We start from the raw sequence: 25,668 nt of genomic DNA on the forward strand, positions 1-25,668 counted from the left end.
TATACAATTTTATACAAATGTTTCAACAGTGTTAACAGAATGTAAATTTTTAAAAATGAGTTGTTTTCGTTTTTTTCGTTAGAGGTTATTAACAATGGTTAATTTCTATTAACAGCATATTTTTATGGAAAACTTCACTGGTTAATTATTGTTAATAACTGTGTAGAAACTATGGAAAACTCTACAACAAATTTTAAAGAAATTCACTTGCGTAATTCAATCCTTTTTGGCTTATAAAAATTTCGATACGGTTTAAAAAAATCTTTAATTTTTAGTTTTTAACTTATCAACAAAAGCCGTTAAAAATTACCACCTTTATTTTCAGTGCTTTATTAAAGTTACTAACACTGTTGTTTTTTAACATATTTATTGCTATACTATCACGTACATGTGTAACGTGTTAGTTTCTAATATTTTGCATACTGCTGCACCATATGAGGCCATTTTATGGTACCTTTGCAGTAAATAACACACTGTAAATAACTATGAAAATTTCTATAGGAAACGACCACGCAGGTCCGGAATACAAAAAGGCAATTGTAGCACACCTTGAATCAAAAGGTTACGAAGTTATTAACCACGGAACCGATACAGCCGATAGCGTAGACTATGCAGATTTTGTACACCCAGTGGCAAACGATGTTGAAAACGGGGAGGTAGATTTTGGTATTATTATCTGCGGAAGCGGTAACGGTGCTGCCATGACGGCCAACAAGCATCAAAAAATACGTGCAGCGCTGTGCTGGACCAAAGAAATTACCGAGCTGGCACGCCAGCATAACGATGCTAACATACTAAGCATACCTGCGCGCTACACCAGCAAGGAGCAGGCAATAGCTATGGTAGATACGTTTTTAAACACCGCCTTTGAAGGAGGTCGCCACAAAACCCGTATAGATAAAATGCCTTGTATGTAACACGGTCATTATAATTCATAAAAAAATCCGCCCACAGGCGGATTTTTTATTTTCTGGATTTTTCCCTGATGTCTTTAAAAATACGGTTGTAACTCCCTACAATCATACCCCCGTTACTCCTGTATACGTTTACATTAGAGGTGGCATTGGTTTGGCGTGTGGTAACGCCCTGTGCGGTTTGAGAGTAAATAATTTCTCCGCGTTTAAGGTCGTATACCTCTAGCGATACGCGGTTAATACGCTCGTCGGCAAGGGTATTTCCTTTTGCGTTTACGTCTACCGTACCGCCAATATCGTCTTTAACTGTGCGGCATTTTATATTGATGAGGTAATCATAGTGGGTACCATCGTACATTTCCTTTATAAGCGATCGGTTAGGGTTAAACGGAATTTTTTTCTGCAACATTAACCCCTTAGTAACCGATACCCTGCTAAGGCGGTCGCCCAGATATTTGCCAAAATCTTTTTCGGCAAGCTGGTACAGCTGTTGGTAGTTGTAGCCGCTGCCTTCATCGCTAAGCAGCCACCGCCCCTGGGTAAAATCAAGGCCGGGCTGGTCTACAGGGCTTACAAGTGAATAACGGGGAACGCTACAGCCCCCTAAAGCCAGTAGCAGCACAAGCAGAAGTAAGTTGGTTATACGCATAGGTACGGTAATGTGATTTGTTTTTATGCAGCAAAAAGTATGCCTGTGCCCTACTCTTTTTTATATGAAAAAATCACGCTGGTGTGCGTGATTTATATAGTTAGTGATTTTTTAGCCATTGCTCTGCTTCTTTTTTTACAAAAGATTCAATATTATCAAGTGTTGCACCAGCATAATAATAATTCTCATCTTCATATTCAAGATCTTCCCACGCATAGTGTAAGAGATAAAAGGGATTTAACCCGTAACCATAGTCGTATTGATTACATAAATGATAGAGTTCCCTTAAGTTTTTCCTTAAAGAATTATCTGTTACTATATTCATAACATGATAACGAATCAATGCAAGTATAGCAGCTTCACCATCAAGTTCTGTAAGGTTCAGTTCAATAAGTGCGCGGCTAACATACGGCTGTATCTCAAGTGTATCAATAGGTTCTGCAAACGAAGCAAGCATAAGCACACCTGGCATTTCATTACCTTCCTTCATTAAAGACAATGCCCACACCACAACAAGGTTATAATTAAACGGATTTACACTTTTATGCGCCCGAATAAGATTTGTCAGATATGTGTATTGCTGCTCAGAATCATATGGTTTAACGGAAGGTGCCGCTGGTTCTGTTGGCTCTACTGGTTTTGGTATTGGTTCTGTTTTAGTTTTGCTACCAAATAGCTTTTTAAAGAAACTCATATTGGTTGGTTTTGAGAAAGTAAAAGTAATGAAAGTAGCTAAAATAAAAAATCACGCTGGTGTGCGTGATTGGTTGGAATTACTTTTTAGAAGTTCCTTTTGAAGGAGAACTTCCAGATGTCTTGGGTGCGGGAGGATTGTTTCCTCTTCCACCTCCAGATGGTTTTCCAGTGGTGCTTGGACCATTTACTGGTCTTGGTTTAGTTGCCATAAAATTTAAATTAGTAAATTAACATTATTTGAAATTCACTATTAAAATTATAAAATTTTTAAGTGTCCTTTTTAAATAATAAGGTTTTTATTTTGTTATAAATTTAAGTTACCGCGAGTCTACCGCCTTTGATTTGTTATAAAGTTTAAGTTAGATTTACTCGCTAACCCGCGGTATTTTAATGAGTCAATAGAGGTATAATTTTACTGTTCAATTCTCCATCACAGTACCAACCTAAAAGTATACCATCATTAACAAATCCTTCGCCTACAAAATGAGTATTTTCATTAACAGACCATTTTAGATGTAAATATTCAAATTTACATTTTTAACGTTTATTGTTAATAGCATCGTTTGACCCGAACCATCAAACCATGTAGTCTGATATTCTCCAACAAAACTTTCATTTTGTTTACCTCTTAAATCAGCACTTTCTGTAACAACTGTTGTAGATCGATTATTCGTATACTCGCCTAAAAGATTTCCATTGGATGTTAGTCTAAAATAGAAGCTGCCTATTACCATATAAATTTGTATTTAATTTACCTTAAACATATAAAAATCCCTACAAAAAAATAAATCATAAATAACTATACTTCAGCCAGTTTAAGTCTACAGTTTTTTATTACCTCCGCTACTCTGTCGTTTCGTTTTGCAATTTCAGGAAGGTCTTTGTTTAGCCACCCCATGACCATAATAATATTAGTATGCATTTTTTCAAGCTCGCCCAGGTTCCAGCAAATGGGTTCATGATGAAATATCCTGTTCCTAAAGTTTCGTATTTTATTTATAGGCGCCGAAACTATATTGCGTTGACGTTTACTCTTTTCAAGATACGGGAATGCTTTTCTTAAGGGTTTCCACAATACACGTTCGTATTCTGCATTTAACAACCGTACCCAAAAACCTAATGTCAGTTCGGCAATAACCTTAGATGCTGTAATGGTTTCGCCCCGGTTGATGATGTGTTTTTCGGCAGTTTGTATTTCATTTTTCAGGTTACGTAGCCCTACCTCTGATTTCATTTTTAAGTACCAGTCAGGGGTTCCGAAATAATCGGTCAGTTCCCTGTTAAGGCTGTTTCTCAGTGCCACTTCCAGCATAGAAATTGTAGGATAAAATGACTCTGATAATTCTATGTTACAATGGTAGTGTGTTATTGCAAGTTGTTCTTTATCAGGATAACGGTCAAAATATTTTTGCATCCTTTCAGTCGAAAATATTTTTTGGTAGTAACTTTTATCCATAAAAAATTGTATTTTTGCAGTATGCTGTCCCGGTTATTCCTCTCCCAGACGTTTTAGGTGCTGGTGATGAAGCCGGGTTTTTTTATTTTTGGTTGGTACTCTTACCCCAAACATACAAAAATCCCCACCTCAAAAAAAATATATAAACTGCAAAAGATTCTTCATATTTGCATCCCTTATTACAATCAAAAAATGACAAACATACAATACATTGCCGGGCTGGTAAGCGCCCCGGTTAAAGGCATTGAGGCTGTGCTGCAACTCCTGTCTGAAGACTGTACTATACCCTTTATAGCCCGCTACCGCAAGGACATGACCGGCAACCTTGATGAGGTAATTATAGAGCAAATAGCCAAATACAGCCAGGCGTACGACGCTATTGTAAAGCGTAAGGACGCCATTATAAAAAGCATACAGGAGCAAAACGCCCTGTCCCCGGAACTGGGTGCCAAGATTAACCAAAGTTTCGACCTTACCGAGCTGGAAGACCTGTATCTGCCCTACAAAAAGAAGAAGAAAACCCGTGCCGATGCCGCCCGCGAAAAAGGGTTGGAACCGCTTGCCAAAATCATCATGGCGCAGAATGCCGATGATATGGATTTCCTTGCGGCAAAATACCTGAATGATAAAGTTGCCAACGAAGACGAGGCACTGCAGGGCGCACGCGACATCATAGCGGAGTGGATTAACGAAAATGTGTACATCCGTAAAAACCTGCGTCGCGTTTTCGGCCGCAAAGCGGCCATTACCACAAAAATAGCCAAGGGCGCCGACCCGGAAAAAGCTAAAAAATTTGAGCAGTACCTGGACTGGAGCGAGAACCTTACCAAAGCACCATCGCACCGCCTGTTGGCCATGCTTCGCGCGGAGAACGAGGGTGTAATTAAGTTCAGCGTAGACATAGAAGATAAAGATGAGGCGATTGACTTTATGGAGCAGGCCATCATTAAAAACAAACGGGAGACTGCAACCCAACTCAAAAAAGCCATAGACGACAGTTACAAACGCTTGTTGGCTCCCGCCATTAGCAACGAGGTACTTAGCGAGGCTAAAGCCAAAGCCGATGCAGTAGCCATACAGGTATTTGCCGCCAACCTGCAGCAGTTGTTGCTTGCCCCGCCGTTGGGTCAAAAACGTATCCTTGCCATAGACCCGGGTTACCGTACGGGCTGTAAAATTGTGTGCCTGGACGAGCAAGGCGACCTGTTGTACAACGAAACCATTTTCCCGCATGCGCCACAAAATGAAACGGCGATTGCCATGAAAAAAATCCGTTCTATGGTTAACGCCTATAAGATCGACGCGATTTCGATAGGAAACGGTACCGCCAGCCGAGAAACGGAAACGTTTATAAAGAAGATAGCCTTTGATAAGCCTGTGCAGGTGTTTGTAGTAAGCGAAGCGGGTGCTTCGGTGTACTCGGCATCTAAAATTGCCCGCGACGAATTCCCGAAGTACGACGTTACCGTTAGGGGAGCGGTTTCCATAGGCCGCCGCCTGAGCGATCCGCTTGCAGAGCTGGTTAAAATAGAACCCAAAGCCATAGGTGTGGGGCAGTACCAGCACGATGTGGACCAAAGCCTTTTAAAAGACGAACTGGACACCGTGGTGATGCGTTGCGTAAACTCGGTAGGGGTAAACCTCAATACGGCGAGTAAATCGCTCCTGGGCTACGTGAGTGGTATAGGCGAGAAGCTTGCCGAGAATATTGTAAACTACCGTAGCGAAAACGGTCCGTTTGAAGACCGCAAGCAACTGAAAAAAGTAGCCAGGCTGGGGGAGAAGGCCTATCAGCAGGCGGCGGCGTTTGTGCGTATACCTAATGCAAAGAACCCGCTGGATAATAGTGCGGTGCATCCGGAGGCATACGCTATTGTAGAAAAAATGGCGAAAGACCTGAAACTGAAAACCGCCGACCTGGTAAGCAACAAAGAGGCGATTAAAAAGATAAACATCGATGCGTATATAACCCCGGAAATCGGGAAGCTTACGCTTCAGGATATATTAAAAGAACTCGAAAAACCGGGGCTAGACCCGCGTAAAGCTGCTAAGGTATTTGAGTTTGACCCGAACGTAAAAACCATGGCCGACCTTCGTACCGGTATGGTGCTGCCGGGTATTGTGAACAACATTACCAACTTCGGTTGCTTTGTAGATATAGGTATTAAAGAGAGCGGACTGGTACACATTTCCCAACTTAAGGAGGGTTTTGTAAGCGATGTAAACGAAGTGGTAAAGCTGCACCAGCATGTTACCGTAAAAGTTACCGAAATAGACGAAAGCAGAAAACGCGTAGCACTTACGATGATTCTTTAGCTTGGTTGATGGTTGTTAGTTGTCGGTTGTTAGAAATTTCACTCATGTCGGTGAAATTACACCTGCTACATCCGTCATCGCGAGGAACGAAGCGATCTAAAATTATATAGTTAGGCTCCCGCTACTGCGGGAGTTTTTTTATATCAAAAAAACAAAAAACCCCTTTAAGACCCTGAGCCTTAAAGGGGTTTTTAAAAATAAAACAACAAAGTTGTTACAGTTTATTTTCGTCCTGAGCCTGTGCTTTTTTAGGCGCAGTAGTATGGTCTTCGTCTTTAGCGGCATTTTTAAATTCCTTAATGCCGGTTCCAAGCCCTTTCATAAGTTCAGGAATTTTTTTACCACCAAAAAGCAGTATCACAATTACCAGTATTACAAGTATTTCGGTAAGTCCTAATTTTCCCATAACAGATTAAAAATTAAATTATCGTACAAAGTTAACTATAAAATATATTCGTGACTCTATTTACGTCAAATATTTAACTTTGGTTTGCGTTAATTAAGAAATTCTGAAACTAAGGTGTTATTTTTGGTGGCTCGTTTGCCGCTAATGCCCCTTTTTAATACGGCAGAGTTAGTATATTTGTCAATTAAACCGTTACTATGTCGGCAAAAAGGCTTAAAAAGCAAATATTAAAGAAAAAGCTCTTTAACAAAAACCGTTTGGTTATACTAAATGAAGATACCTTTGAGGAGATATTTTCGCTTAGGCTAAACCTTATGAATGTTTTTGTGGGGCTTACTACGGTTAGCATTGTAATGATAGCCCTTACCACCTACATTATTGCCTTTACGCCCCTGCGCGAATACATACCCGGGTATGCCAGTACCCAGCTAAAACGCCAGGCTACCGAAAACGCCATAAAATCAGACTCGCTTATAAAAGTTTTGGATCAGGAAAAGGCTTACCTCGCATCAATTAAAAAAGTGCTTACAGGAGACCTTGACCATACCAAGCTGAGCCGGGACAGTATAGTAGCCGCAGAACAGCAGGAACTGGATCCCGAAAAAATGCAGCCTAACGAAGCCGACCAAAAGCTGCGCGAACAGGTAGCGCTGGAAGATAAGTATAACCTGTTTGAAAAAGCTACGCCCAGGGTGAGCCAGGTGCTTTTCGCACCGGTAAAAGGTACCGTAACCCAGCCGTACAATGCAGCTAAAAAACAGTTATATGTAACCGTAGCCGTGGCTAACAATACACCCGTAAAGAGCGTAGCCGCAGGAACAGTAGTGCTTGCCGACTGGACACCTACAAACGGTAATGTAATGGTGGTGCGCCATAACGATGGTATAATCTCTGTGTACAAAGGCCTGGCGGTACTAAACAAAGAACAAGGCGATGTGGTGCGCAGTGGAGAAGTGCTGGCACAAACAGGCTTTAACGGTAAAGGCGAGGCGGCCCAGTTGCATTTTGAACTCTGGAAAGACGGTTATCCGATTAACCCCACCCAGTTTATAAATTTTGAGTAATGGATGCTTTTTTTGAAAATATAGCCTTACCGTCTTTTATAGCGGGTATAGCCTTTTCTTTTATAGGGTCTTTTATGGCATGGAGTCCGCCTAAAGAGATAAATGGGGTAGTGGGTTACCGCACCAGGCGTTCCATGAAATCGCAGGCACACTGGGATTTTTCACAAAAATACTCCGGTAACATTATGGGGGTAGGCGGGCTGGTTATGGCAGTGCTTTCGGCACTTAGTTATTTCCTCCCAGTGGCAGTAGAAACAAAACAAATTGTGGGGCTTATAGCGCTTGTAACCCTTTCTGTAGGTATGATAGTAGCCACTGAAGTGGCACTGAAACGAAAATTTAAAGATTAAAAATATCCTTATAATGTCATTAAAAACATTAGGAGCTAAAATATTTGCCGGCATTGTTCATAAGCAAACCCAAAAGTGGGCTACAAACCCTGTAGCTACACAAGAGCAGGTGTTTAAAGAATTAATTGCAAAGGCAAAAGAAACCCAGTTTGGCAAAGACCATGATTTCGGCGCAATACAAACCTATGCTGATTATGTGTCAAAAGTACCCGTACGCGATTACGAGGCATTAAAGCATTATATAGAAAGGGTAGTGCATGGTGAGGCCGATATACTTTGGCCAGGCAAGCCGCTTTATTTTGCTAAAACATCGGGTACAACCAGTGGTGCTAAGTACATTCCGCTTACAAAAGAGAGTATGCCTTTTCATATACAAGCTGCCCGAAATGCTATACTTAGCTACGTACACGAAACGGGTAATGCCGGTTTTGTAGATGGCAAGATGATTTTTTTGCAGGGGAGCCCGGAGCTCGACGAAAAGCACGGGGTGAAGTTTGGCCGCCTTAGCGGTATTGTGGCGCATTACGTTCCGGCGTATCTGCAAAAAAACCGCATGCCAAGTTGGGAAACCAATATTATAGACGACTGGGAAACCAAGGTAGATGCCATAGTGCAGGAAACCATACAGGAAGATATGACCGTAATATCGGGTATACCCAGCTGGGTGCAAATGTATTTTGAAAAACTGCATCAAAAAGCCGGGAAACCGGTGGGGCAGATATTCAGGAATTTTAACCTGTTTATATACGGTGGGGTAAATTACGAGCCGTACCGTGCTAAATTTGAGAAGCTTATAGGCCGTAAGGTCGACAGTATAGAGTTGTTTCCGGCTTCGGAAGGTTTTTTTGCCTACCAAGACAGCCAAAAGGAGAAAGGTATGTTGCTGTTGCTCAACTCGGGTATTTTCTATGAGTTTATAAAGGCAGACGAGTTTTTTACCGAAAACCCGCGCCGGTGTACCATAGGCGAGGTAGCTCTTGGTGTTAACTACGTGCTTATAATATCTACCAATGCCGGTTTATGGGCCTACAACATAGGCGATACTGTAGCATTTACTTCGCTGGCGCCGTACAGGGTTGTGGTTACCGGCAGGGTAAAGCATTATATATCGGCATTTGGCGAGCACGTAATAGGCAAGGAGGTAGAAACGGCTCTTAAGCAGGCTATGGAAGGCACAGAGGTACGCATAAACGAGTTTACCGTGGCTCCTCAGATAACTCCTGAAACGGGTTTACCGTATCACGAGTGGCTTATAGAGTTTGAAAACGAACCGCAAGACATGGATGCTTTTGCATTAAAGATAGATGCCGCCATGCGCAAGCAAAACGTGTACTATGACGACCTGATTGTGGGGAATGTGCTGCGCACGGTAGTTATTACCAAAGTAAAGCAAAACGGCTTTCAGGAGTATATGAAGAGTATAGGCAAGCTGGGCGGACAAAACAAATTGCCGAGGCTTAGTAACGATAGGAAGATTGCTGACTATTTTAAATAAGAAAGCATACCTTAACGAAACCCAGTTTTCGTTAACACGTTGCAGGAATATGTTAATAAAAACAGGTTTAATTAGGTGAGGATAATAAAATTATTTGTTAGTTATTTTATCGGTAAACGCATTTTAAACACATTAAATTATAAAAAACTTACATTTGCCATAAAATTTACAATGTATGCAAGGAACTAAAAACATTTCACGTTCACGTGCTCAGGAGTCGTCTGCGGCTATAGAGCGCCTGTACATAACCATGCGCCACCTTTTTAACCGCGGTTTTTATAAACCGATGGGGGTAAGCGGCGAAACCTTGCGCGAAGCCCTTTTACAGCTTCGCCCGGAAATATACGGCTCTATTGCCGAAGAAAAAGCCGAACTAAACGGACTACTATATGTTATAGAACGCCTCCCTGTAGGTATAGAGCAATGCCGCTTTATTAACCTTACCAGCGACGAAGGGTATGGCAAAAGCCATTTTAAAGCCATAGTACCACCAAAACGTAAACGCAACTGCTACCGTATAGACGAGGAGCAAATGAACGTGGAAATTACCCGCGGGCGTAGCGATATTTATGATATTCTTACTCACCTTACCTTTATTTACATAGAGGCAGAGAAAATAAAAAACCGCGTACTGATAGACGATAACGGCGAAATAGCACGCGACTGGGTAAAGCTGGAACAGGTTATAGAGAACGAAGAACCGCTGCAACTGGAAGAGCGTGAGCGCGCCATAAGCCACCTGAGTATTATATTGGGCCGTACGTTTGCAGAGATTAACGCCATATACGATGGTTTTGCTACAAAGGCAGATCCGGACAGGTTCCTTAGGGTAATTTACTGGCTGGGTAAACTGGCTATAGAAGAAGCCCTGGGTGCCGGTAAGCGTACGGTAACTTTTACCCCGGTACTACGCGAAAGGCTTGGCCACCACATACATGGCGAAATATGGGCCGATAACATTAAGGCTGTACTAAAGCAAAACGGACTGCTTCAACGCCCTATACACATTATAAGTGCCAATATGCACAGTGTAATGAATTCGGTTTTTGCACCATCACTGTTTAAAGGTAAGTATAAAGATAAAGACGACTTTTTTATATACGAAGAGCTAAGCCGTTCAGATAACGGTACGTTGCGCGATAAGGTTCAGGAAACGGCGCTTAAAAACGGTATGATTTATATGCCCGATACTTCGGGCACTAACATAGACGTTCAGATTTTTGATACGGCTAAGATAGACTTTAGCAAAACAGCGTTTCCGGGTGCTAAGGTGGCCGACGAACAGCCTGTAATTATTGTTATGGACTATGCATTTGGTGAGCAGGCTTACGAAACCATAGATGAGCTGCTTAAACCATACAAGGAAAATGATACCAAAACATTAATAAATGTAGAGTCGGTATCTATTATGGGTAAAGCGGGTATCCTGGAAGGTAACAAGGGAGACATTATGATTCCGTCTGCGCACATAAACGAAGGTACGGGAGATAACTATCCGTTCCATAACGAGCTTACAGCCGAAATGTTTGAAGGGCAGGGCATACCGGTATATAGCGGCCCTATGGTTAGCGTACTGGGAACATCGTTGCAAAACAGGGATTTGCTTAAGTTTTTTAACGAAAGTACATGGGGTGTTATAGGCCTTGAAATGGAGGGCGCCTACTACCAGAAAGCCATACAAAGTGCCAGCAAAATACGTAAGAGCATTAACCCGGACGTAAAAGTGCGTTATGCGTACTATGCGTCTGATAATCCGCTTGAAACCGGCAGCACCCTGGCCAGTGGAGGCTTAGGTACCACAGGTGTAAAACCTACCTACCTGATAACCATTAAAATACTGGAGCAAATTTTTAATATACAATAAAACAAACGAATGGAAAATCAACAACATAACCAAAATGTTGAGGTAGACCTGGGTGCCATAACCCGTAAATTAAAACAATACGGTACCAGGGTAAACGATTCTTTTTTTGATGGTGTGCTTTTTATAAAAAGGAACATCATCATTATTTTAATCCTTGTTGTTGCAGGGGGCGTGCTGGGTACTTTGGTAGACCGTTCGGAAAAAAACTACCAGCACCACATTTTTGTTACGCCTAATTTTGAGAGTAATAACTATCTGTATGCTTCGGTAGCACTTCTAGACGACAAAATTAAAGAAAACGACACCGTATTTTTAAAACAGCTGGGTATAACCAGGCCAAAAGATATTGCCAAAATAGAAATTAAGCCGGTACTTGAAATTTACAAGTACATGGATGAGTCTATAGAGGGTAACATGAATAACAGGCTGGAGCTTTTTAAAACCATGGCCGAAAATGGCGATGTAGATAAGCTTATAGAAGATAAAGAGGTTAGTAAAAACTACACTAACCACGAAATTATAATAAGTACTAACGGCAAGTATAAAGAATCAGAACTTGCCGGGCCTGTAATGAAGTTTTTAAACGCAGATCCTTATCTTAACACCATAGCTGCACAACAGCGTAAAAACCTCGACACCAAGATTGTTGAAAAGGAAAAAATGGTGGCTCAGATAGATAATGTACTGGCAGGCTTTACAGCATCGCGCGCTAATTCGGGTAGTGTGTATTACAATGATAATACTCCGCTGAACGAAATGCTAAATGTACGAAACAGTTTTGTTATACTGCTGGACAACTATAAGGTGATGAAAATAAACTTCAGCAAAATAATTAATGATAAAGCCAGGATACTTAACCAGTACGATTCTAACATTATATCAAAAAAAATGAAGCTGATATTCCCTTTGGTATTCCTTATCATTTTTGCGGTGGTTGTGCGTTTCCGCAAGGCGTATAAAAAGCAGATGGCCAAAAGACAGCTACAAACCAGCTAACGTATGATACAGGTTTTAGTTATGGGTGCCGGGGGACAGCTGGGCCAGGCTTTACAGCATATGGCTAAGGGCTACAGCGGTTTAAGCATTTACTTTGCAGATTCTGCCGAAGGTAATATAGCCAGCTTCAGTGCACTGGAAAAGCTGTTTGAAAAAGTAAAACCGCAGTATTGTATTAATGCTGCGGCGTACACCGCTGTAGATAAAGCCGAAACAGAGCAGGAAGCAGCCCGCCTGGTTAATGTAACTGGTGCTGCTAACGTAGCTAAAGCATGCCTGACTTATCACGCCAGGTTAATACATATTTCTACCGATTTTGTTTTTAACGGTAAAAAAAAATCTCCCTACACAGAGCAGGATGAACCGGATCCTATAAACGTTTACGGTGCTACAAAACTCCTGGGGGAGCGTCAGGTAACCGCTATACTACCCGCGCATTATATTATACGTACCTCATGGGTATATTCTGAATACGGAAATAATTTTATGAAGACTATGCTGCGCCTTGCAAATACCGGTAATACGCTAAATGTGGTAAACGACCAGTATGGTACACCTACTAATGCGCTGAGCCTTGCACAGGCATTGCTGGATATAATTATCTATGAGCACAGCCATAATTCCGCTCAATTCGGTACGTACCATTACAGTAACGAAGGTGAAGTAACCTGGTATGGCTTTGCACAGGAAATTTTTAAGAAACACAAACTGTCGCCTGTGGTGAACCCGGTAACATCGGGATACTTTAGCACACCTGCTACGCGCCCGGCTTACAGTGTAATGGATAAATCTAAAATAAAGGAAACGTTCAAATTAAACATACCACAGTGGCAAACACTGCTGTAAGAGCAACATGATAAAAAAGCTTAAAAAATTCTTTGAATCTAAAGACCGCAAAACGGTACTGAAGAATTTTTTTTCCCTGTCTATTCTACAGGGGCTTAACCTGTTGCTGCCGTTTATAACCTTCAGGCACCTTATAAAGGTGCTGGGAATGGATAATTTTGGGCTCATACAATTTTCGTTGGTTTTTGTTACCTATTTCCAAATCCTTACAGATTACGGATTTAACATGAATGCCACTAAGGAAGTTTCCTTACACCGGGATAACCCCAAAGCATTACACAGAATATTTAGCGAAGTGTTTTATACCAAGCTGCTCCTTATGTGCATAAGCGTTATTATAATGAGTCTTATTGTATTTAATGTTCCTTTGTTTAAAAAGGATGCATTGGTTCATTTTATATCCTTTGCGGGTTATGTGGTAGGTATGGGTATTTTCCCGATGTGGTTTTTTCAGGGATTGCAAAAAATGAAGTACATAACGTATATTAATATTATTTGCAAAACGTTGTTTACCGTAGCAATTCTGGTCTTTGTAGACCGCCCGGATGAAACCTGGCTTGCCAGCCTTTTTACAGCCTGCGGATTTCTTACGGCAGGTGTGATATCACTTTTTTTTGTGTACAGGCAGTTTCAGGTTAAAATGCATAAGCCATCGTATAGTGCTATTAAAACCCAAATTATAATAGGCAGGTACCTGTTTTTTTCTGAACTAAAAATATCGCTGTTTACTAATACCAATACCTTTATAATGGGATTGTTTTTAGGCAAGACGGCTGTAGGATATTTTATGGCAGCAGAAAAAATATGCCGCGCCCTGGGGCATTTGGCTACGCCACTGTCTAATGCCATGTTCCCGTACATGTCGTTGAAAATGACCGAAAGTTTTGAGGCCGGCTATGCGGAGGTAAATAAAGTGGTAAAAGTAGGTGTGTTAGTTTTTGTACTTATGCTTGTACCATTGTACATCCTGGCACCGTGGATTATACACGTATGTTATGACCTTGAAGCAACCTCACCGGCTGTGCTGCTATTTAGGATACTGCTTATATTACCCGTTACCACCTTTATAGACAGTATGTATGGCAAGCAGGTACTTATTACACTAAATAAAGACAATTTATATTTTAAGGTTATACTGTTTGCGGCCTTGCTTAATGTAAGCCTTAACGTATCATCATTAATGTCGGGTTACGGTACTACAGGTACTGCGGTGTCTATATTTATAACACAGTTGTTTATAGACGCCGGTATGTTTTACTACGCCCACAAAACCATAAAGGGATTACGAAGGCAAGATTTATCTGCCGTATAACTTACAGCTAAACGGCTGTACATTTTTAAAAGAACTATAATGCCTATAAAGAAGATATACATATTTCTGTTTTTTACCGGACTCTTTTTCCTTGGCTTTAACGAGTATGAAGGGATTCCTTTTCTTGGAGAGTTTCAAACAGAGGTAGCGGCGCTCTTTTTCCTTTTAGGATTTTGTTTCTTAGTACTAAGTGGCAAAATTGCTTTGCCTTTAAAAAGTCCTTTATTCCGTATTTTGCTGCTATTTGTAGCTTGGTGTATTATTTGTACATTAATAAATATACCCACTGTTGCCACTAACTATTTTAAGCATATACCCGGTATAAGCCGTTTTATAAGACAGTTATTCTCATTACTACTATCTGTAGGTGTTTTCTTTCTGTTATACTGGAATGTAGCTATAAATATGAGTATAAAAGAGCTTTTTTACAGGATAAGGAAAGTTATTTTTTGGTCGCTTATTGCAGCGTCGATATACGGATTTCTCGAAATTTTGGTGGTATTTTATCATTTTTCGCCGGCAAGGCAAGTATTAGAACTCTTTAGTTATCTGCCTTTTATTGAAGTTGGATATGTGTCAAACAGGATTTCTTCTATAACTTTTGAGGCGCCTTCTTTAGGAACGTATCTTATTACCATCTCGGGCTGGATGTTTAGCTATATACTTACCAGTAACAGGCCGGTGAGGTTTGTACCTGCCTTACTTGTGCTTATACTTATGTATTATTCAGATTCGCGCACGGCCTTAGTTATTGTGTCTTTACAATTTATCATTTTTATGGTATACATGCTCCGGTTTGAAAAGTACCGTAAATTTATCATTAACCTCTCTGTAGTCCTCGCCCTTACAATAACGGCGGTGATGGCCATTAACGGCAGAAAAATCACTAAGCGTTTAGAGTCACTTAACTTTGTAGAAAATTTTAAGTCGAACATATCAAATAAGTCCAGGTTTGGTATTCAGTATGCTTCAATTCAGGTGTTTAAAGAGCATCCTGTGGCAGGCGTAGGGTTTGGGCAGCTGGCGTACCACTCACGCTTTCATTATCCGGGGTGGGCTACACACAATAACTGGGAGTTTAAATACCTGTACAAAAATCAAAAAGTATCTTCGTTTCCTCCAGCATATAACATTTACACACGTTTGCTGGCTGAAACCGGTATTATAGGGTTGGGTATTTTTTTAGCATTCATATATTTTGTACTTGTACGCTGTAAAAACCTTATAATTGCTACAACAGGTTATAAACAGGTAATGGTAGTAAGTTTACTTATTACTTTTTCAGGTTTATTTTTAAACTGGTTTCAAATAGATAGTTTCAGGCTATTTGGTATTTGGATATCTTTGGCGTTACTGATGCGTTTTGCCATGCCAGATACTATTGAAGCTAACCAGAAAGAATCAACATCTTCTAATGAATAAAACGGCTATACTTATACCGCATTATAATAACCCTGAGGGATTAGTACGCTCATTAGGTTCTATACATTATGAGGAGCGTGCAGACGTATTTATTGTAGATGATGGTAGTAATACCCTTTTAATAGATGAGGACGCCGTTAGGTTGTCTTTTAAAGCTTCCGGAAGTATTACGTTTATATATCTGGGTGAAAACAAAGGCATAGAAACCGCTTTAAATACAGGGCTTTCGGCAATAACAGCTACACAAAAATATACCTACATCGCCCGGTTAGACAGCGACGATCAGTGCATTGGCAACCGATTTTTTATACAGGAGCAATATATGGATACTCATCCTGATATTATGCTCTTAGGTTGTAATGCCCATGCTGTAGATAGCGATGGTAACACACTTTACGATCTGATATTCCCCGAAACCAATGGCCAAATAAAGAAAAAAATGCATGTTAACTCTATGTTTTTACACCCTGGGGTTATTATACGCGCTTCGGTACTTAGCCAGGTAGGTCTATATCCATTAGGCTATCCGGCAGCAGAAGACTATGCGTTATTTTTTAAAATTGTGAAGCATTATAAAGCAGAGAACCTGCAGCAGTTTTTAGTAAAATATGAAATAAACCCCTCAGGTATATCGGCAACCAGGAGAAAGAAGCAGGTACAAAGCCGCCTGCGTATTATGGCTGATAATTTTTATTTTGGTTTTTATCCGGTTTATGGCATACTGCGCAGCCTGCTGCTGTATGTAATGCCTACCGGGCTTATACTTGCAATTAAAAAGAAGCTGAGCAAATGAAAACTGTAACCTTACAAAAAGTATATACGGTAGTACTGGCGTTGCTTGTGGCGCTGTTTCCGTTTTCTAAGGCATTGCCAAATATACTGCTGCCACTGCTGGTGGTACTGTTTGTATCCGATGTGCGTAACGTAGATTTCAGTAAGCTGAAACAACCGGTAGTATATGCCTTATACACGGTTATGGGCTATTTGTTTATAAAAGGAGCCATACGCGGCAGCCTTTTTTCTGAATTTTCGGTATACAGCAAATACATAACCATACTGGTAATGCCGGTGCTGTTTGCTAAGGTAACAGATTACCTGCTGATTAAAAAAGTGTTGCTGGCGGGTATAGTGGCTACAGTGGTGGTAAGTATTATAAAATCATTAATCTATTACGCTGCCCACGGTAACTTTCCGTTTAACATAGGACTGGAGGTAAACGAAATATTAATACTGGAACGCCCGTACGCAGGCTTCTACGCGGTAGCCGGTACGCTACTGTCGCTGCACCTTATTCCTAAAATGCCGCGCTACCGCTGGCTACTGGTTGCAGCAGCAGGGCTGTGTGTGTTTTTTATTGTATTTATAGCCGCCAGGATGTCGTTAATATCCCTGGTAATATGTTTGGGTATATACATTATGTTTTATGCCCGTATGAAGCTGATTACGCGTTTGCTGATAGCTTTTGCCGGTTTGTTGCTGGTAAGCGGTGCGGTGTTCCTTAATAAAAACCTTTATAACCGTCTTTTTGTAGACCAAACCATGGATACCACTATAGATTATGAACCGCGTGTGGTAATATGGCAGTGTGCTTACGACCTGTTACACAACCCGGACTATAACCCCGTGTTTGGCTTTCCGTCTAACAAAGTGCTTGAAAATGAATATGTAGACTGCTTTGCCGGAAAAATTACAAACAACGAAACCAAGCGCGCCTGGTTTATAAAAGTTAAGTTTAATTCGCATAACCAGTTTCATGACTATATGCTGGCGCACGGTTTTGCCGGGCTGCTGCTGCTTGCCGGTTTTATGCTTATGCTGCTGTACCACGTAAGGCGAAACTTTATATATTTTTCTATAGTACTATCGCTTATATTTTTTATGGCAGTAGAGAATATCTTTTTCCGTCAGATGGGGTGCTATATTTTTAGTATCTTTATCGCCTTGCTGCTAATTAACAATAATCAGATCATTGATGAGGAAGATCAAAGTAGCTCATATCCTTTTTTCTTCAAGCGGGGTTGATACCTATGCCCGTTTAATAACCGGAAATACTGATGCCGATAACTTCGAGCATATTATTATCCATGGCATTAACGATACTGATATTCCATTTAAGTCAAAGGACGGAACGGTATTTAAAAGCTACCGCTTACCGCTGGAGCGCAGTATATCTGTTACAAAAGATACCACCTGCCTTTATAAGGCCTATAAGATTATAAAGGCCGAAAAACCCGACGTTATACACGCACACAGCGCCAAAGGCGGCGTTATAGGCAGGATTGTGGGCAAACTTACCGGTACCCCGGTACTATTTACACCGCACGCATTTTCTTACCTAAGTGCCGAAACGGGGTTTAAAAAGTTTGTCTTTTTAACCATAGAAAAATTATTACGCGGAAGTTCTACGCTACTGGCTACATCGCAGTCTGAAGCTGGCAGGGGGATAGCAGAGGTAGGCTTTAGCCCGGATAAAACTATTGTATTTAACAACAGTATTAACCCTGTGGCCCAAATACAGCCGCTAACCCTGCAAAAAACCTGGCCCGATACGTATCTGTGTACCATAGGCAGGCCCAGCTACCAAAAGAATATTGAGCTGATGATAGAATCGCTTTACCACGTAAAGCAACAGTGGCCCCAGGTACACCTTGTAGTAGTGGGGGTAGGCTTTTTATCAGATAAACTTAGCGCAGTAAAAGAAATCATCCGTAACCGTAAGCTGGAAAGTAATGTAACTATTATAGACTGGACATCGCGCGAAAACACCCTTAACATACTCAGCCATTGCAGCGTGTACCTCAGTACATCGCGTTACGAGGGTTTGCCATACGCGGTTATAGAAGCACTTGCCCTGCAAAAGCCGTGTGTGGTAAGTAATTGCGACGGTAATAAAGACCTGGTGGAAAATGGCTATAACGGCTATGTAATACCCTCAGAAAACCCCGCAGACTATGCCGAGAAAATACTGGCCCTGTTACATAATGATGCTTTACAAAAACAGTTTTCTGAGCACGCGGGCAAAATGTTCTCTGATCATTTTAATCTTCAGAACAACATATCCCTTATAGAAAATATTTACAAAGAAGCTGCTGCACGTAAGTAATTTAGTAGCTTTTTTTGAGAAACGAAACGTACAATGAACAACATACAGGTTTATTCCCGAGATACATTATTACACCGACTGGGCTTGCCTACGGGCACCAAGAGTGTAATATTTTTTATATCGTTAATGCTTATTACACTACCCATGGCACACGTATACAATACGCTTGCCGTGATTTTGTTTGTGTTGTTTACCGTACTGTCTTACCAGCGTGCCAGCATGAAGATACACCTTACCGCTGCCTTGTGGCTGCCCATTGTACTTTTTGTGCTAATGATGGCTTCTGTGGCGTGGAGTGTAGATACGGTGGTATCATTTAAGGCGCTGAGTAAAGAGGCACCGTTACTATTTATACCCCTGGCGTTTGGCATTATGAGGTCGCTGCGCTACAAGCACATAAACGATATACTACGTTACTACAGCAGCGCCATGTGCCTGCTTGCCATTTACATAACCCTAAGGGCGGTATTCAGGTTTTTTTCGGGTGAAGGAATGCATGTGTTTTTCCTTAACGGTTTAGCCACGCTTAGTATTTCCTTGTATCTGTCGGTATTCCTGTCGCTGGCCATGTTCTACTTTTTGGGTAAAAAAAACAATACATACTGGGGTAAAGTGGCCATGTACTTCTTGTTCTTTGTTATCATTTTATTGTCAAAAAAAATAATCATCATTACAGATGCCTTGGTGGTTATTGTATACTACCTGTTCTTTTCTAAAGACGACCGTGCAAGCCGTGTGTACTCTATACTATTGTTTACAGTGCTGGCCTCGGCATTAGCCTATTACGGTAACGTATCTGAAATCATGGAGCGCGAAAATGAAAGGCGTACGGGCGCACCGGCTACAGAAATGGTGCATAATGTAACGCTGCAGGAAGCATGGACAAAAGAAACCTTTGCGCCTACTGATTACCTTAATGGCTATGCCTTTCGCCTGTACCAGCTTCGTACTGCTAAAGAAATGCTTTCAGGCTCATCGCGCATGCTTTCGGGTTACGGAATCAATGCGTCTTCGGTTGAGGTAAAAAAACGAGGTGAAGCCCGTGGCCTTACCTACACCGGGTGGGCAGACCAGCCTTACAATACGCTGAACTTCCATAACCAGTATATAGAGGCGTTTTCAGATTTAGGCATAGGTGGCTGCCTGCTTATTATAGCCATGGTGGTGTACAGCCTGTACAACGCCGTAAGGCGAAGGTATTTTATACACATAGCCTTTTCTGTACTAATGATAAGCCTGTTTTTAACCGAATCGTTTTTATGGAGGCAAAAGGGCCTGGTGTTTTTTACGGTCTTTTACTGCCTTTTTAACACTCCCGGCATATTTGTAAAACAGAATAATGTATAAAAAATCGTTTATTTGCACCGTGCTGTTTACAGGCCGCCTATAATCACGCGTATTACAGTGCGGTAGCTTCTGTGCAATTATTATATTTAGTATGAACACTTCAGAAAATAAAGGATTTCCGGCTTACATAAGGCTAACAAACATTGTTGTAGACCTTATGTGCATCCTGCTTTTATCTGTACTTATATTTCAGGATGTTGCCCGTAGCAATATGTACTTGTGTATATACGTTTTTTGCAGCTGGAGCATAATAGCCTATTTTTCGGGTTTTTATGAGGTGTACCCGTTTACAAAACCAGGCAAAATAGTAGCTAAAGTAGCAGTGCAGCTCGTATTGCATACGGCCGCCATGTTCTTCTTCCTTTTATTTTCGGCACATACCGTTGTGGGGCTTACCCTGCTTGCCGGTTACGCAGGGGTTTGTACCTTGCCGGTGCTTGTATTAAAGCTGTTTGTATACGTATATTTAAATACCTACAAGGCAAAATGCCGTTGTGGCAATACGGTTATTGTAGGCTATAATGCCACTTCGTTACAGGTAAAAGAAGCCCTTTCGCGACACAACGATAACGCAGTGCTTGGGTTTTTCTCAGACCGGGAGAGTGGCGCAAACATTACCGGCGGTATAGCGCAACTCGACTCCTATATACAAAACAACGGCGTAAATACCGTTTACTGTAGCGTATCTGAAGCTACTACACAGCAAATAAACCATTTGGCCACCTTGTGTGAAACCAAGGGTATCCGGTTTAAACTGGTACCCGATGGCGGTGTAACCATACTTCCTAAAAAGTTCCGTATTTCGTATTACGAAATTTTTCCTTCGTTTACGCTGTACCGCACGCCGTTACACGACCCTATTGCACGCCTTTTAAAGCGTGTTTTCGATGTGGTTTTTTCCCTGTTGGTTATCGTGTTTATTATGTCATGGCTTATCCCTATAGTGGGCTTATTTATAAAACTGGAGAGCAAGGGCCCCGTGTTTTTTAAGCAAATCCGCCTGGGTGTAGATGGTAAAGATTTTTGGTGCTATAAGTTCCGTTCTATGCAGGTGGCTAATAACGAGGGGAACCTTACCGTAAAAAATGACCCAAGGGTAACCCGTACGGGCAAGTTTTTGCGTAAAACAAGCCTGGACGAAATGCCACAGTTTATAAACGTGCTCATAGGCGATATGTCGGTTGTAGGGCCAAGGCCTAAGGTATACAGCCACCATAACCAGTATAAAGACCACATTTACCGCTTTATGGACCGCCTTAAAATAAAACCCGGCATTACCGGCCTTGCGCAGGTAAGCGGCTACCGTGGCGAAATAAACAGCGATGGCGAAATGCAAAACCGGATACGCTACGATGTTTTTTACATAGAACACTGGTCTATGCTGTTTGACATGAAGATAATCATGCAAACTGTGGTAAACATTTTTATGGGCGAGGATAAAGCCTATTAAAAATGTTACCTTTGCAGCTACAAAACATAAACACACAATCTGCATAAACACATGAACATTTTATTACTTGGTTCAGGCGGTAGGGAACATGCCCTTGCCTGGAAAATGCTGCAAAGCCCGCTATGCGATACTCTTTTTGTAGCACCCGGTAATGCCGGAACCGCCGGTATAGCTACTAACCTGGCCATTAACCCCGTAGATTTTGAGGCTGTAAAAACCGCTGTACTTACTAACAATGTACAACTGGTGGTAGTAGGCCCCGAAGACCCGCTGGTTAAGGGCGTGTACGATTTTTTTAAGAATGATGAACAACTGGCACACGTTCCGGTAATAGGGCCGTCTCAGTATGGTGCGCAGCTGGAAGGCAGTAAAGAGTTTGCTAAAAAGTTTCTTATAAAACATAACATCCCCACTGCGGCGTACGACAGCTTTACTAAAGAAACCGTAGAGGAAGGATGCAAATTTCTTGAAACCCTAAAGGCGCCTTATGTGCTTAAAGCCGATGGCCTTGCTGCCGGTAAAGGTGTTCTTATATTAAACGACCTTGAGGAGGCGAAGCAAGAGCTTAGGAATATGCTTGTAGATGCTAAATTTGGCGATGCCAGTGCAAAGGTGGTTATAGAGGAGTTTCTGGATGGTATAGAACTAAGCGTTTTTGTACTTACCGATGGTATAAATTATAAGCTGCTGCCTACTGCAAAAGACTACAAGCGTATAGGCGAAGGCGACACAGGCCTAAACACAGGCGGTATGGGTGCTGTAAGCCCGGTTCCGTTTGCCGATGCCGAGTTTATGGAGAAGATAGAAACCCGCATTGTAAAACCTACTGTAAATGGCATTAAAGCTGATAACATAGATTACAAGGGGTTTGTATTCATAGGGCTTATAAAAGTAGGTAACGACCCGTTTGTAATAGAGTACAACGTGCGCATGGGCGACCCGGAAACAGAAGTGGTTATCCCAAGGCTAAAAAGCGACCTGGTAGAAATTTTTCTAGCTATGAGCCAGCAGAAACTAAACGAAGTGGCATTTGAAATAGACGAGCGCAGTGCTACCACAGTAATGATGGTAAGCGGGGGCTATCCTGAAGATTATGAAAAAGGTAAGGTAATTACCGGCCTTGATGCCGTAGAGGGTTCGCTGGTATTCCATGCCGGTACTACGCTAAAAGATGGCGAGGTTGTAACCGCAGGGGGCAGGGTGCTTGCTGTAACCTCTTACGATAATGACTTTAAAGAGGCCATAAAAAAATCTTACCAAAATATAGATAAACTACATTTTGATAAGATGTATTATAGAAAAGATATCGGCTTTGACCTTTAATTAAGAAAGGAAAGAGTGTGCCGTAGTATCCTGGTCGTCGTCGTTGTTAGCTTTAAATATGTTAAGCTGTTTTAGCCAGTAAACAAAAGCAGCGCAGCAAATCAGGATAAATACCCAGGTGATGATGTTTGCAGCCCACCAGTTTTTAAGCTCAAGGCTGCGGAAGAAATCCAAAGGGATGAAAAGGAAATCAGTAAAAAGAGATCCAAGGCCTTCAAAAAATGCTTTCATTTTTTAATAAGTATTATATTAATAGACACAAAAGTATAAAATTATAGTATGCTGGCAAGTATTTTCAGTAAAACAAGGCCCATAAATTATGTTTTATTAGGCATTACCCTTGTTTTATTTTACGGACTTAATGTAAGCAGCGATCTAAGCTGGCTTTCGGTGCCGCTGTTGCTGGGCCAAAAAGCAGGTTTATTGCTGCTGCTTTGTGCATCGGTACTGCTTGTGGGGTTTATTACCCTGCGCAATACCCTTACTAAGGCAAACAGCTATGCCGTGGTACTATTTATACTGTTTTTTATACTGTTTCCTACCACGCTGGTAAACGGTAAAATTATTGTGGCCAACTTCTTTTTGCTCCTGGCATTAAGGCGATTAATATCTTTACAATCATTGATTTCGCCTAAAGAAAAGATATTTGATGCTACGTTTTGGATACTTGCGGCATCAGTATTCCATTTTTGGTGCATTATTTACCTGGTTATGGTATTTGTGTCTATTGTATTTCACGTAGCCAGGGATTACCGCAACTGGATTATTCCGTTTGTGGCTCTAATGGCGGTAAGCATTATTTATATTATGGTAGGGCTTAGCATAGGCCACAACCTGTTCGATCATTTGTTTGATGATATGTATGTGAGCTTTGATTTTACCTATTTTGAAAACGTGTACCAAAACATAGCCTTGTCGCTGTTTGCCCCGGTAGCCCTGCTGTTTTTATTGCCTTATGTGGGCAGTATAAACAGTAAACCGCTAAACCTTCAGGCCAGCCATAAAAAGGTGTTGTACTCGTTTTTAATAGGTGTGGGTATTTACATACTTAGTAACCATAAAAACAATAGCCTGCTTATATTTACCTTTGCGCCACTGGCCATAATGGGTGCTAACTTTATGGAAGCACAGAAAAGCGACTGGACGCGTGAAGCCATAGTATGCAGTATAGCGGCCATAGCATTCTTTATATTCTTTGCGCAGTTGTAAAACTACAGGTCTATATAAAACAAATAAGGGATGCTACTGCATCCCTTATTTGTTTTATAACTTCACCCCGTAGGCTAAATCTCCTGCATCGCCCAGTCCCGGCACTATGTATTTCTTTTCGTTCAGGTGGCTGTCTACATCGGCTATCCACAGGTTGAAGTTATCGGGCAGGTTCTTCTGTAAAAATTCTACGCCTTCGGGTGCTGCAATGGCTACGGCTATATGCACAGCGGCCGGGGTTTCGTTTTCCAGTAATTTAAGGCAGGCAGCCTGCAGGCTTAGGCCGGTGGCAAGCATGGGGTCTGCTATTATTACTGTTTTATTTTTAAGGGAAGGCGCTGCCTTGTATTCCATTACTATATCAAAATAATCGTCGTTGTTAGGGTGGTGGCGGTAGGCCGATATAAAGCCGTTTTCGGCATCGTCAAAAAAAGAAGTAAACCCCTCGTGCAGTGCCAAACCGGCGCGCAGTACAGAGGTTACTACTATGCCGTGTTGTAGTCTGGTGGTTTCTTTAGTGCCCAGGGGCGTGGTTACGGTGTGCGGCTCATAGGGTAATGATTTGCTTATTTCGTAGGCCATGATTTCGCCAATGCGGTGAATGTTTTTGCGAAAACGCATGCTGTCGCCCTGTATGGTTACATCGCGCAGCTGCGATAAAAAACGGTTTAAAATACTGTTGTTTTCTGAAAGGATATGAACCTGCATTTTGCGAAAAAATTTGTTTTGGTGTTATAAAAGTATTAAAACTATATTTGTAAAAAAATAAAAAGTATGTTTTCAGGATTTGCATTCCCTATTTTCGAGCAGAGTATAAAAGACTATCACGTACACGACAGTATAGATCAGCCTATTAGCAACCCATACGACAAAGGTAGTATAGAGCACCTTTTGTATGCAAAAAACTGGGTAGATACCGTACAGTGGCACTACGAGGATATAGTACGCGACCCGAATATAGACCCTGTAGCTGCACTGGACCTAAAGCGTAAAATAGACGCCAGCAACCAGGTGCGTACGGATATGGTGGAATATATAGACAGCTATTTCCTGGACAAATATAAAGATGTACAGCCTAAAGCCACGGCAAAGATAAACTCTGAAAGCCCGGCATGGGCCATAGACCGCCTGTCTATCCTGGCGCTTAAAATATTCCACATGGCCGAAGAAGCTAACCGCCCTGACGCCAGCGAAGAGCACCGTGCAAAATGCCAGGAGAAACTAAACGTGCTGCTGGAGCAGAGAAAAGACCTTAGCACCGCCATAGACGACCTGCTTACTGATATAGAAAATGGCGATAAGTACATGAAAGTGTACAAGCAAATGAAAATGTACAACGACGAGGACCTTAACCCGGTGTTGTACCAGGGCAAGAAATAATACAAACACAATATACCCTAAGCCTTCCTGCCGTGTAGCAGGGAGGTTTTTTTACTAATACACGGTTTTG

General features: G+C 41.5%; 25 protein-coding genes. 19 read left to right on the forward strand and 6 right to left on the reverse strand.

Annotated elements, in window-relative coordinates; all coding sequences use genetic code 11:
• Positions 1–485 precede the first annotated feature (485 nt).
• Positions 486–917, forward strand: coding sequence for a ribose 5-phosphate isomerase B (gene rpiB / locus ACLI08_RS03700; RefSeq protein WP_411427107.1), 432 nt, complete (start codon positions 486–488; stop codon positions 915–917).
• A 46-nt stretch (positions 918–963) separates the two neighbouring features.
• Here rpiB and ACLI08_RS03705 read toward each other — a convergent pair whose 3' ends face one another.
• Positions 964–1,563: a hypothetical protein gene (locus tag ACLI08_RS03705; RefSeq protein ID WP_411427108.1), complete on the reverse strand. Its 600-nt coding sequence runs from the start codon at positions 1,561–1,563 to the stop codon at positions 964–966.
• A 100-nt stretch (positions 1,564–1,663) separates the two neighbouring features.
• Positions 1,664–2,257 carry a hypothetical protein gene (locus ACLI08_RS03710; protein WP_411427109.1) on the reverse strand — a complete coding sequence of 198 codons (594 nt, stop codon included), beginning with the start codon at positions 2,255–2,257 and terminating at the stop codon, positions 1,664–1,666.
• A gap of 65 nt (positions 2,258–2,322) precedes the next feature.
• Between ACLI08_RS03710 and ACLI08_RS03715 the strand changes: the two genes are divergently transcribed.
• A complete protein-coding gene (locus tag ACLI08_RS03715; protein WP_411427110.1) occupies positions 2,323–2,490 on the forward strand; it encodes a hypothetical protein in 168 nt (55 codons plus the stop codon).
• A gap of 568 nt (positions 2,491–3,058) precedes the next feature.
• On the opposite strand, the gene ACLI08_RS03720 is transcribed toward ACLI08_RS03715, so the two are convergent.
• The gene (locus ACLI08_RS03720; RefSeq protein ID WP_411427111.1) at positions 3,059–3,715 is read right to left on the reverse strand and encodes an Abi family protein; all 657 of its coding nucleotides are present in this window, start codon (positions 3,713–3,715) and stop codon (positions 3,059–3,061) included.
• Positions 3,716–3,907: 192 nt separating this feature from the next.
• On the opposite strand from ACLI08_RS03720, the gene ACLI08_RS03725 reads away from it, so the two are divergent.
• A complete protein-coding gene (locus tag ACLI08_RS03725) occupies positions 3,908–6,031 on the forward strand; it encodes a Tex family protein (RefSeq protein WP_411427112.1) in 2,124 nt (707 codons plus the stop codon).
• Between the two features lie 214 nt (positions 6,032–6,245).
• Here ACLI08_RS03725 and tatA read toward each other — a convergent pair whose 3' ends face one another.
• Complete coding sequence (tatA, locus tag ACLI08_RS03730) at positions 6,246–6,437, reverse strand: twin-arginine translocase TatA/TatE family subunit (RefSeq protein ID WP_411427113.1); 192 nt, start codon at positions 6,435–6,437, stop codon at positions 6,246–6,248.
• A 197-nt stretch (positions 6,438–6,634) separates the two neighbouring features.
• Here tatA and ACLI08_RS03735 point away from each other — a divergent pair, with 197 nt between their 5' ends.
• From ACLI08_RS03735 to purD, 14 genes are all read left to right on the forward strand, one after another.
• Positions 6,635–7,501 carry a murein hydrolase activator EnvC family protein gene (locus ACLI08_RS03735; protein ID WP_411427114.1) on the forward strand — a complete coding sequence of 289 codons (867 nt, stop codon included), beginning with the start codon at positions 6,635–6,637 and terminating at the stop codon, positions 7,499–7,501.
• Positions 7,501–7,851 (forward strand): SdpI family protein, encoded by a 351-nt coding sequence (locus tag ACLI08_RS03740; RefSeq protein ID WP_411427115.1) that lies wholly within the window; start codon positions 7,501–7,503, stop codon positions 7,849–7,851. The genes ACLI08_RS03735 and ACLI08_RS03740 overlap by 1 nt, the downstream gene beginning before the upstream one ends.
• Positions 7,852–7,864: 13 nt before the next feature.
• Positions 7,865–9,346 carry a GH3 auxin-responsive promoter family protein gene (locus ACLI08_RS03745; protein WP_411427116.1) on the forward strand — a complete coding sequence of 494 codons (1,482 nt, stop codon included), beginning with the start codon at positions 7,865–7,867 and terminating at the stop codon, positions 9,344–9,346.
• Between the two features lie 175 nt (positions 9,347–9,521).
• Positions 9,522–11,210, forward strand: coding sequence for a DUF6909 family protein (locus tag ACLI08_RS03750; protein ID WP_411427117.1), 1,689 nt, complete (start codon positions 9,522–9,524; stop codon positions 11,208–11,210).
• 9 nt (positions 11,211–11,219) lie between these two features.
• Positions 11,220–12,206: a hypothetical protein gene (locus tag ACLI08_RS03755; protein ID WP_411427118.1), complete on the forward strand. Its 987-nt coding sequence runs from the start codon at positions 11,220–11,222 to the stop codon at positions 12,204–12,206.
• A gap of 3 nt (positions 12,207–12,209) precedes the next feature.
• A complete protein-coding gene (gene rfbD / locus ACLI08_RS03760; protein WP_411427119.1) occupies positions 12,210–13,052 on the forward strand; it encodes a dTDP-4-dehydrorhamnose reductase in 843 nt (280 codons plus the stop codon).
• Between the two features lie 7 nt (positions 13,053–13,059).
• The gene (locus tag ACLI08_RS03765; RefSeq protein ID WP_411427120.1) at positions 13,060–14,364 is read left to right on the forward strand and encodes a flippase; all 1,305 of its coding nucleotides are present in this window, start codon (positions 13,060–13,062) and stop codon (positions 14,362–14,364) included.
• 39 nt (positions 14,365–14,403) lie between these two features.
• On the forward strand, positions 14,404–15,786 hold the full coding sequence (locus ACLI08_RS03770) for an O-antigen ligase family protein (RefSeq protein ID WP_411427121.1): 1,383 nt from the start codon (positions 14,404–14,406) through the stop codon (positions 15,784–15,786).
• Positions 15,779–16,579, forward strand: coding sequence for a glycosyltransferase (locus ACLI08_RS03775; RefSeq protein ID WP_411427122.1), 801 nt, complete (start codon positions 15,779–15,781; stop codon positions 16,577–16,579). The genes ACLI08_RS03770 and ACLI08_RS03775 overlap by 8 nt, the downstream gene beginning before the upstream one ends.
• Positions 16,576–17,808, forward strand: a complete 1,233-nt coding sequence (locus tag ACLI08_RS03780; protein ID WP_411427123.1) for an O-antigen ligase family protein — start codon at positions 16,576–16,578, stop codon at positions 17,806–17,808. Before ACLI08_RS03775 ends, ACLI08_RS03780 begins: the two co-directional genes overlap by 4 nt.
• Positions 17,759–18,889 (forward strand): glycosyltransferase, encoded by a 1,131-nt coding sequence (locus tag ACLI08_RS03785; RefSeq protein WP_411427124.1) that lies wholly within the window; start codon positions 17,759–17,761, stop codon positions 18,887–18,889. Before ACLI08_RS03780 ends, ACLI08_RS03785 begins: the two co-directional genes overlap by 50 nt.
• A 33-nt stretch (positions 18,890–18,922) precedes the next feature.
• On the forward strand, positions 18,923–20,236 hold the full coding sequence (locus ACLI08_RS03790; protein WP_411427125.1) for a hypothetical protein: 1,314 nt from the start codon (positions 18,923–18,925) through the stop codon (positions 20,234–20,236).
• Between the two features lie 91 nt (positions 20,237–20,327).
• Complete coding sequence (locus ACLI08_RS03795; protein WP_411427126.1) at positions 20,328–21,686, forward strand: exopolysaccharide biosynthesis polyprenyl glycosylphosphotransferase; 1,359 nt, start codon at positions 20,328–20,330, stop codon at positions 21,684–21,686.
• Positions 21,687–21,737: 51 nt separating this feature from the next.
• A complete protein-coding gene (purD, locus tag ACLI08_RS03800) occupies positions 21,738–23,009 on the forward strand; it encodes a phosphoribosylamine--glycine ligase (RefSeq protein WP_411427127.1) in 1,272 nt (423 codons plus the stop codon).
• On the opposite strand, the gene ACLI08_RS03805 is transcribed toward purD, so the two are convergent.
• Positions 23,010–23,240: a DUF6341 family protein gene (locus ACLI08_RS03805; protein ID WP_411427128.1), complete on the reverse strand. Its 231-nt coding sequence runs from the start codon at positions 23,238–23,240 to the stop codon at positions 23,010–23,012. It lies immediately after the preceding gene.
• Between the two features lie 48 nt (positions 23,241–23,288).
• On the opposite strand from ACLI08_RS03805, the gene ACLI08_RS03810 reads away from it, so the two are divergent.
• Positions 23,289–24,218, forward strand: coding sequence for a DUF6427 family protein (locus ACLI08_RS03810; RefSeq protein WP_411427129.1), 930 nt, complete (start codon positions 23,289–23,291; stop codon positions 24,216–24,218).
• A 54-nt stretch (positions 24,219–24,272) separates the two neighbouring features.
• Here the strand turns inward: ACLI08_RS03810 and upp are convergent, their stop codons facing one another.
• A complete protein-coding gene (gene upp / locus ACLI08_RS03815; RefSeq protein ID WP_411427130.1) occupies positions 24,273–24,926 on the reverse strand; it encodes a uracil phosphoribosyltransferase in 654 nt (217 codons plus the stop codon).
• 66 nt (positions 24,927–24,992) lie between these two features.
• Between upp and ACLI08_RS03820 the strand changes: the two genes are divergently transcribed.
• The gene (locus ACLI08_RS03820) at positions 24,993–25,598 is read left to right on the forward strand and encodes a DUF4254 domain-containing protein (protein WP_411427131.1); all 606 of its coding nucleotides are present in this window, start codon (positions 24,993–24,995) and stop codon (positions 25,596–25,598) included.
• Positions 25,599–25,668: the final 70 nt, after the last annotated feature.

It is taken from the genome of Flavobacterium sp. RNTU_13 (assembly GCF_046614455.1).
Taxonomy (GTDB): domain Bacteria; phylum Bacteroidota; class Bacteroidia; order Flavobacteriales; family Flavobacteriaceae; genus Flavobacterium.

Excerpts from the sequence above, each read along its gene's own strand:
- rpiB (WP_411427107.1), top strand. The coding sequence starts at position 486 with ATGAAAATTTCTATAGGAAACGACCACGCAGGTCCGGAATACAAAAAG.
- ACLI08_RS03705 (WP_411427108.1), bottom strand. The coding sequence starts at position 1,563 with ATGCGTATAACCAACTTACTTCTGCTTGTGCTGCTACTGGCTTTAGGG.
- ACLI08_RS03710 (WP_411427109.1), bottom strand. The coding sequence starts at position 2,257 with ATGAGTTTCTTTAAAAAGCTATTTGGTAGCAAAACTAAAACAGAACCA.
- ACLI08_RS03720 (WP_411427111.1), bottom strand. The coding sequence starts at position 3,715 with ATGGATAAAAGTTACTACCAAAAAATATTTTCGACTGAAAGGATGCAA.
- ACLI08_RS03725 (WP_411427112.1), top strand. The coding sequence starts at position 3,908 with ATGACAAACATACAATACATTGCCGGGCTGGTAAGCGCCCCGGTTAAA.
- tatA (WP_411427113.1), bottom strand. The coding sequence starts at position 6,437 with ATGGGAAAATTAGGACTTACCGAAATACTTGTAATACTGGTAATTGTG.
- ACLI08_RS03735 (WP_411427114.1), top strand. The coding sequence starts at position 6,635 with ATGTCGGCAAAAAGGCTTAAAAAGCAAATATTAAAGAAAAAGCTCTTT.
- ACLI08_RS03740 (WP_411427115.1), top strand. The coding sequence starts at position 7,501 with ATGGATGCTTTTTTTGAAAATATAGCCTTACCGTCTTTTATAGCGGGT.
- ACLI08_RS03745 (WP_411427116.1), top strand. The coding sequence starts at position 7,865 with ATGTCATTAAAAACATTAGGAGCTAAAATATTTGCCGGCATTGTTCAT.
- ACLI08_RS03750 (WP_411427117.1), top strand. The coding sequence starts at position 9,522 with ATGCAAGGAACTAAAAACATTTCACGTTCACGTGCTCAGGAGTCGTCT.
- ACLI08_RS03755 (WP_411427118.1), top strand. The coding sequence starts at position 11,220 with ATGGAAAATCAACAACATAACCAAAATGTTGAGGTAGACCTGGGTGCC.
- rfbD (WP_411427119.1), top strand. The coding sequence starts at position 12,210 with ATGATACAGGTTTTAGTTATGGGTGCCGGGGGACAGCTGGGCCAGGCT.
- ACLI08_RS03765 (WP_411427120.1), top strand. The coding sequence starts at position 13,060 with ATGATAAAAAAGCTTAAAAAATTCTTTGAATCTAAAGACCGCAAAACG.
- ACLI08_RS03770 (WP_411427121.1), top strand. The coding sequence starts at position 14,404 with ATGCCTATAAAGAAGATATACATATTTCTGTTTTTTACCGGACTCTTT.
- ACLI08_RS03775 (WP_411427122.1), top strand. The coding sequence starts at position 15,779 with ATGAATAAAACGGCTATACTTATACCGCATTATAATAACCCTGAGGGA.
- ACLI08_RS03780 (WP_411427123.1), top strand. The coding sequence starts at position 16,576 with ATGAAAACTGTAACCTTACAAAAAGTATATACGGTAGTACTGGCGTTG.
- ACLI08_RS03785 (WP_411427124.1), top strand. The coding sequence starts at position 17,759 with ATGAGGAAGATCAAAGTAGCTCATATCCTTTTTTCTTCAAGCGGGGTT.
- ACLI08_RS03790 (WP_411427125.1), top strand. The coding sequence starts at position 18,923 with ATGAACAACATACAGGTTTATTCCCGAGATACATTATTACACCGACTG.
- ACLI08_RS03795 (WP_411427126.1), top strand. The coding sequence starts at position 20,328 with ATGAACACTTCAGAAAATAAAGGATTTCCGGCTTACATAAGGCTAACA.
- purD (WP_411427127.1), top strand. The coding sequence starts at position 21,738 with ATGAACATTTTATTACTTGGTTCAGGCGGTAGGGAACATGCCCTTGCC.
- ACLI08_RS03805 (WP_411427128.1), bottom strand. The coding sequence starts at position 23,240 with ATGAAAGCATTTTTTGAAGGCCTTGGATCTCTTTTTACTGATTTCCTT.
- ACLI08_RS03810 (WP_411427129.1), top strand. The coding sequence starts at position 23,289 with ATGCTGGCAAGTATTTTCAGTAAAACAAGGCCCATAAATTATGTTTTA.
- upp (WP_411427130.1), bottom strand. The coding sequence starts at position 24,926 with ATGCAGGTTCATATCCTTTCAGAAAACAACAGTATTTTAAACCGTTTT.
- ACLI08_RS03820 (WP_411427131.1), top strand. The coding sequence starts at position 24,993 with ATGTTTTCAGGATTTGCATTCCCTATTTTCGAGCAGAGTATAAAAGAC.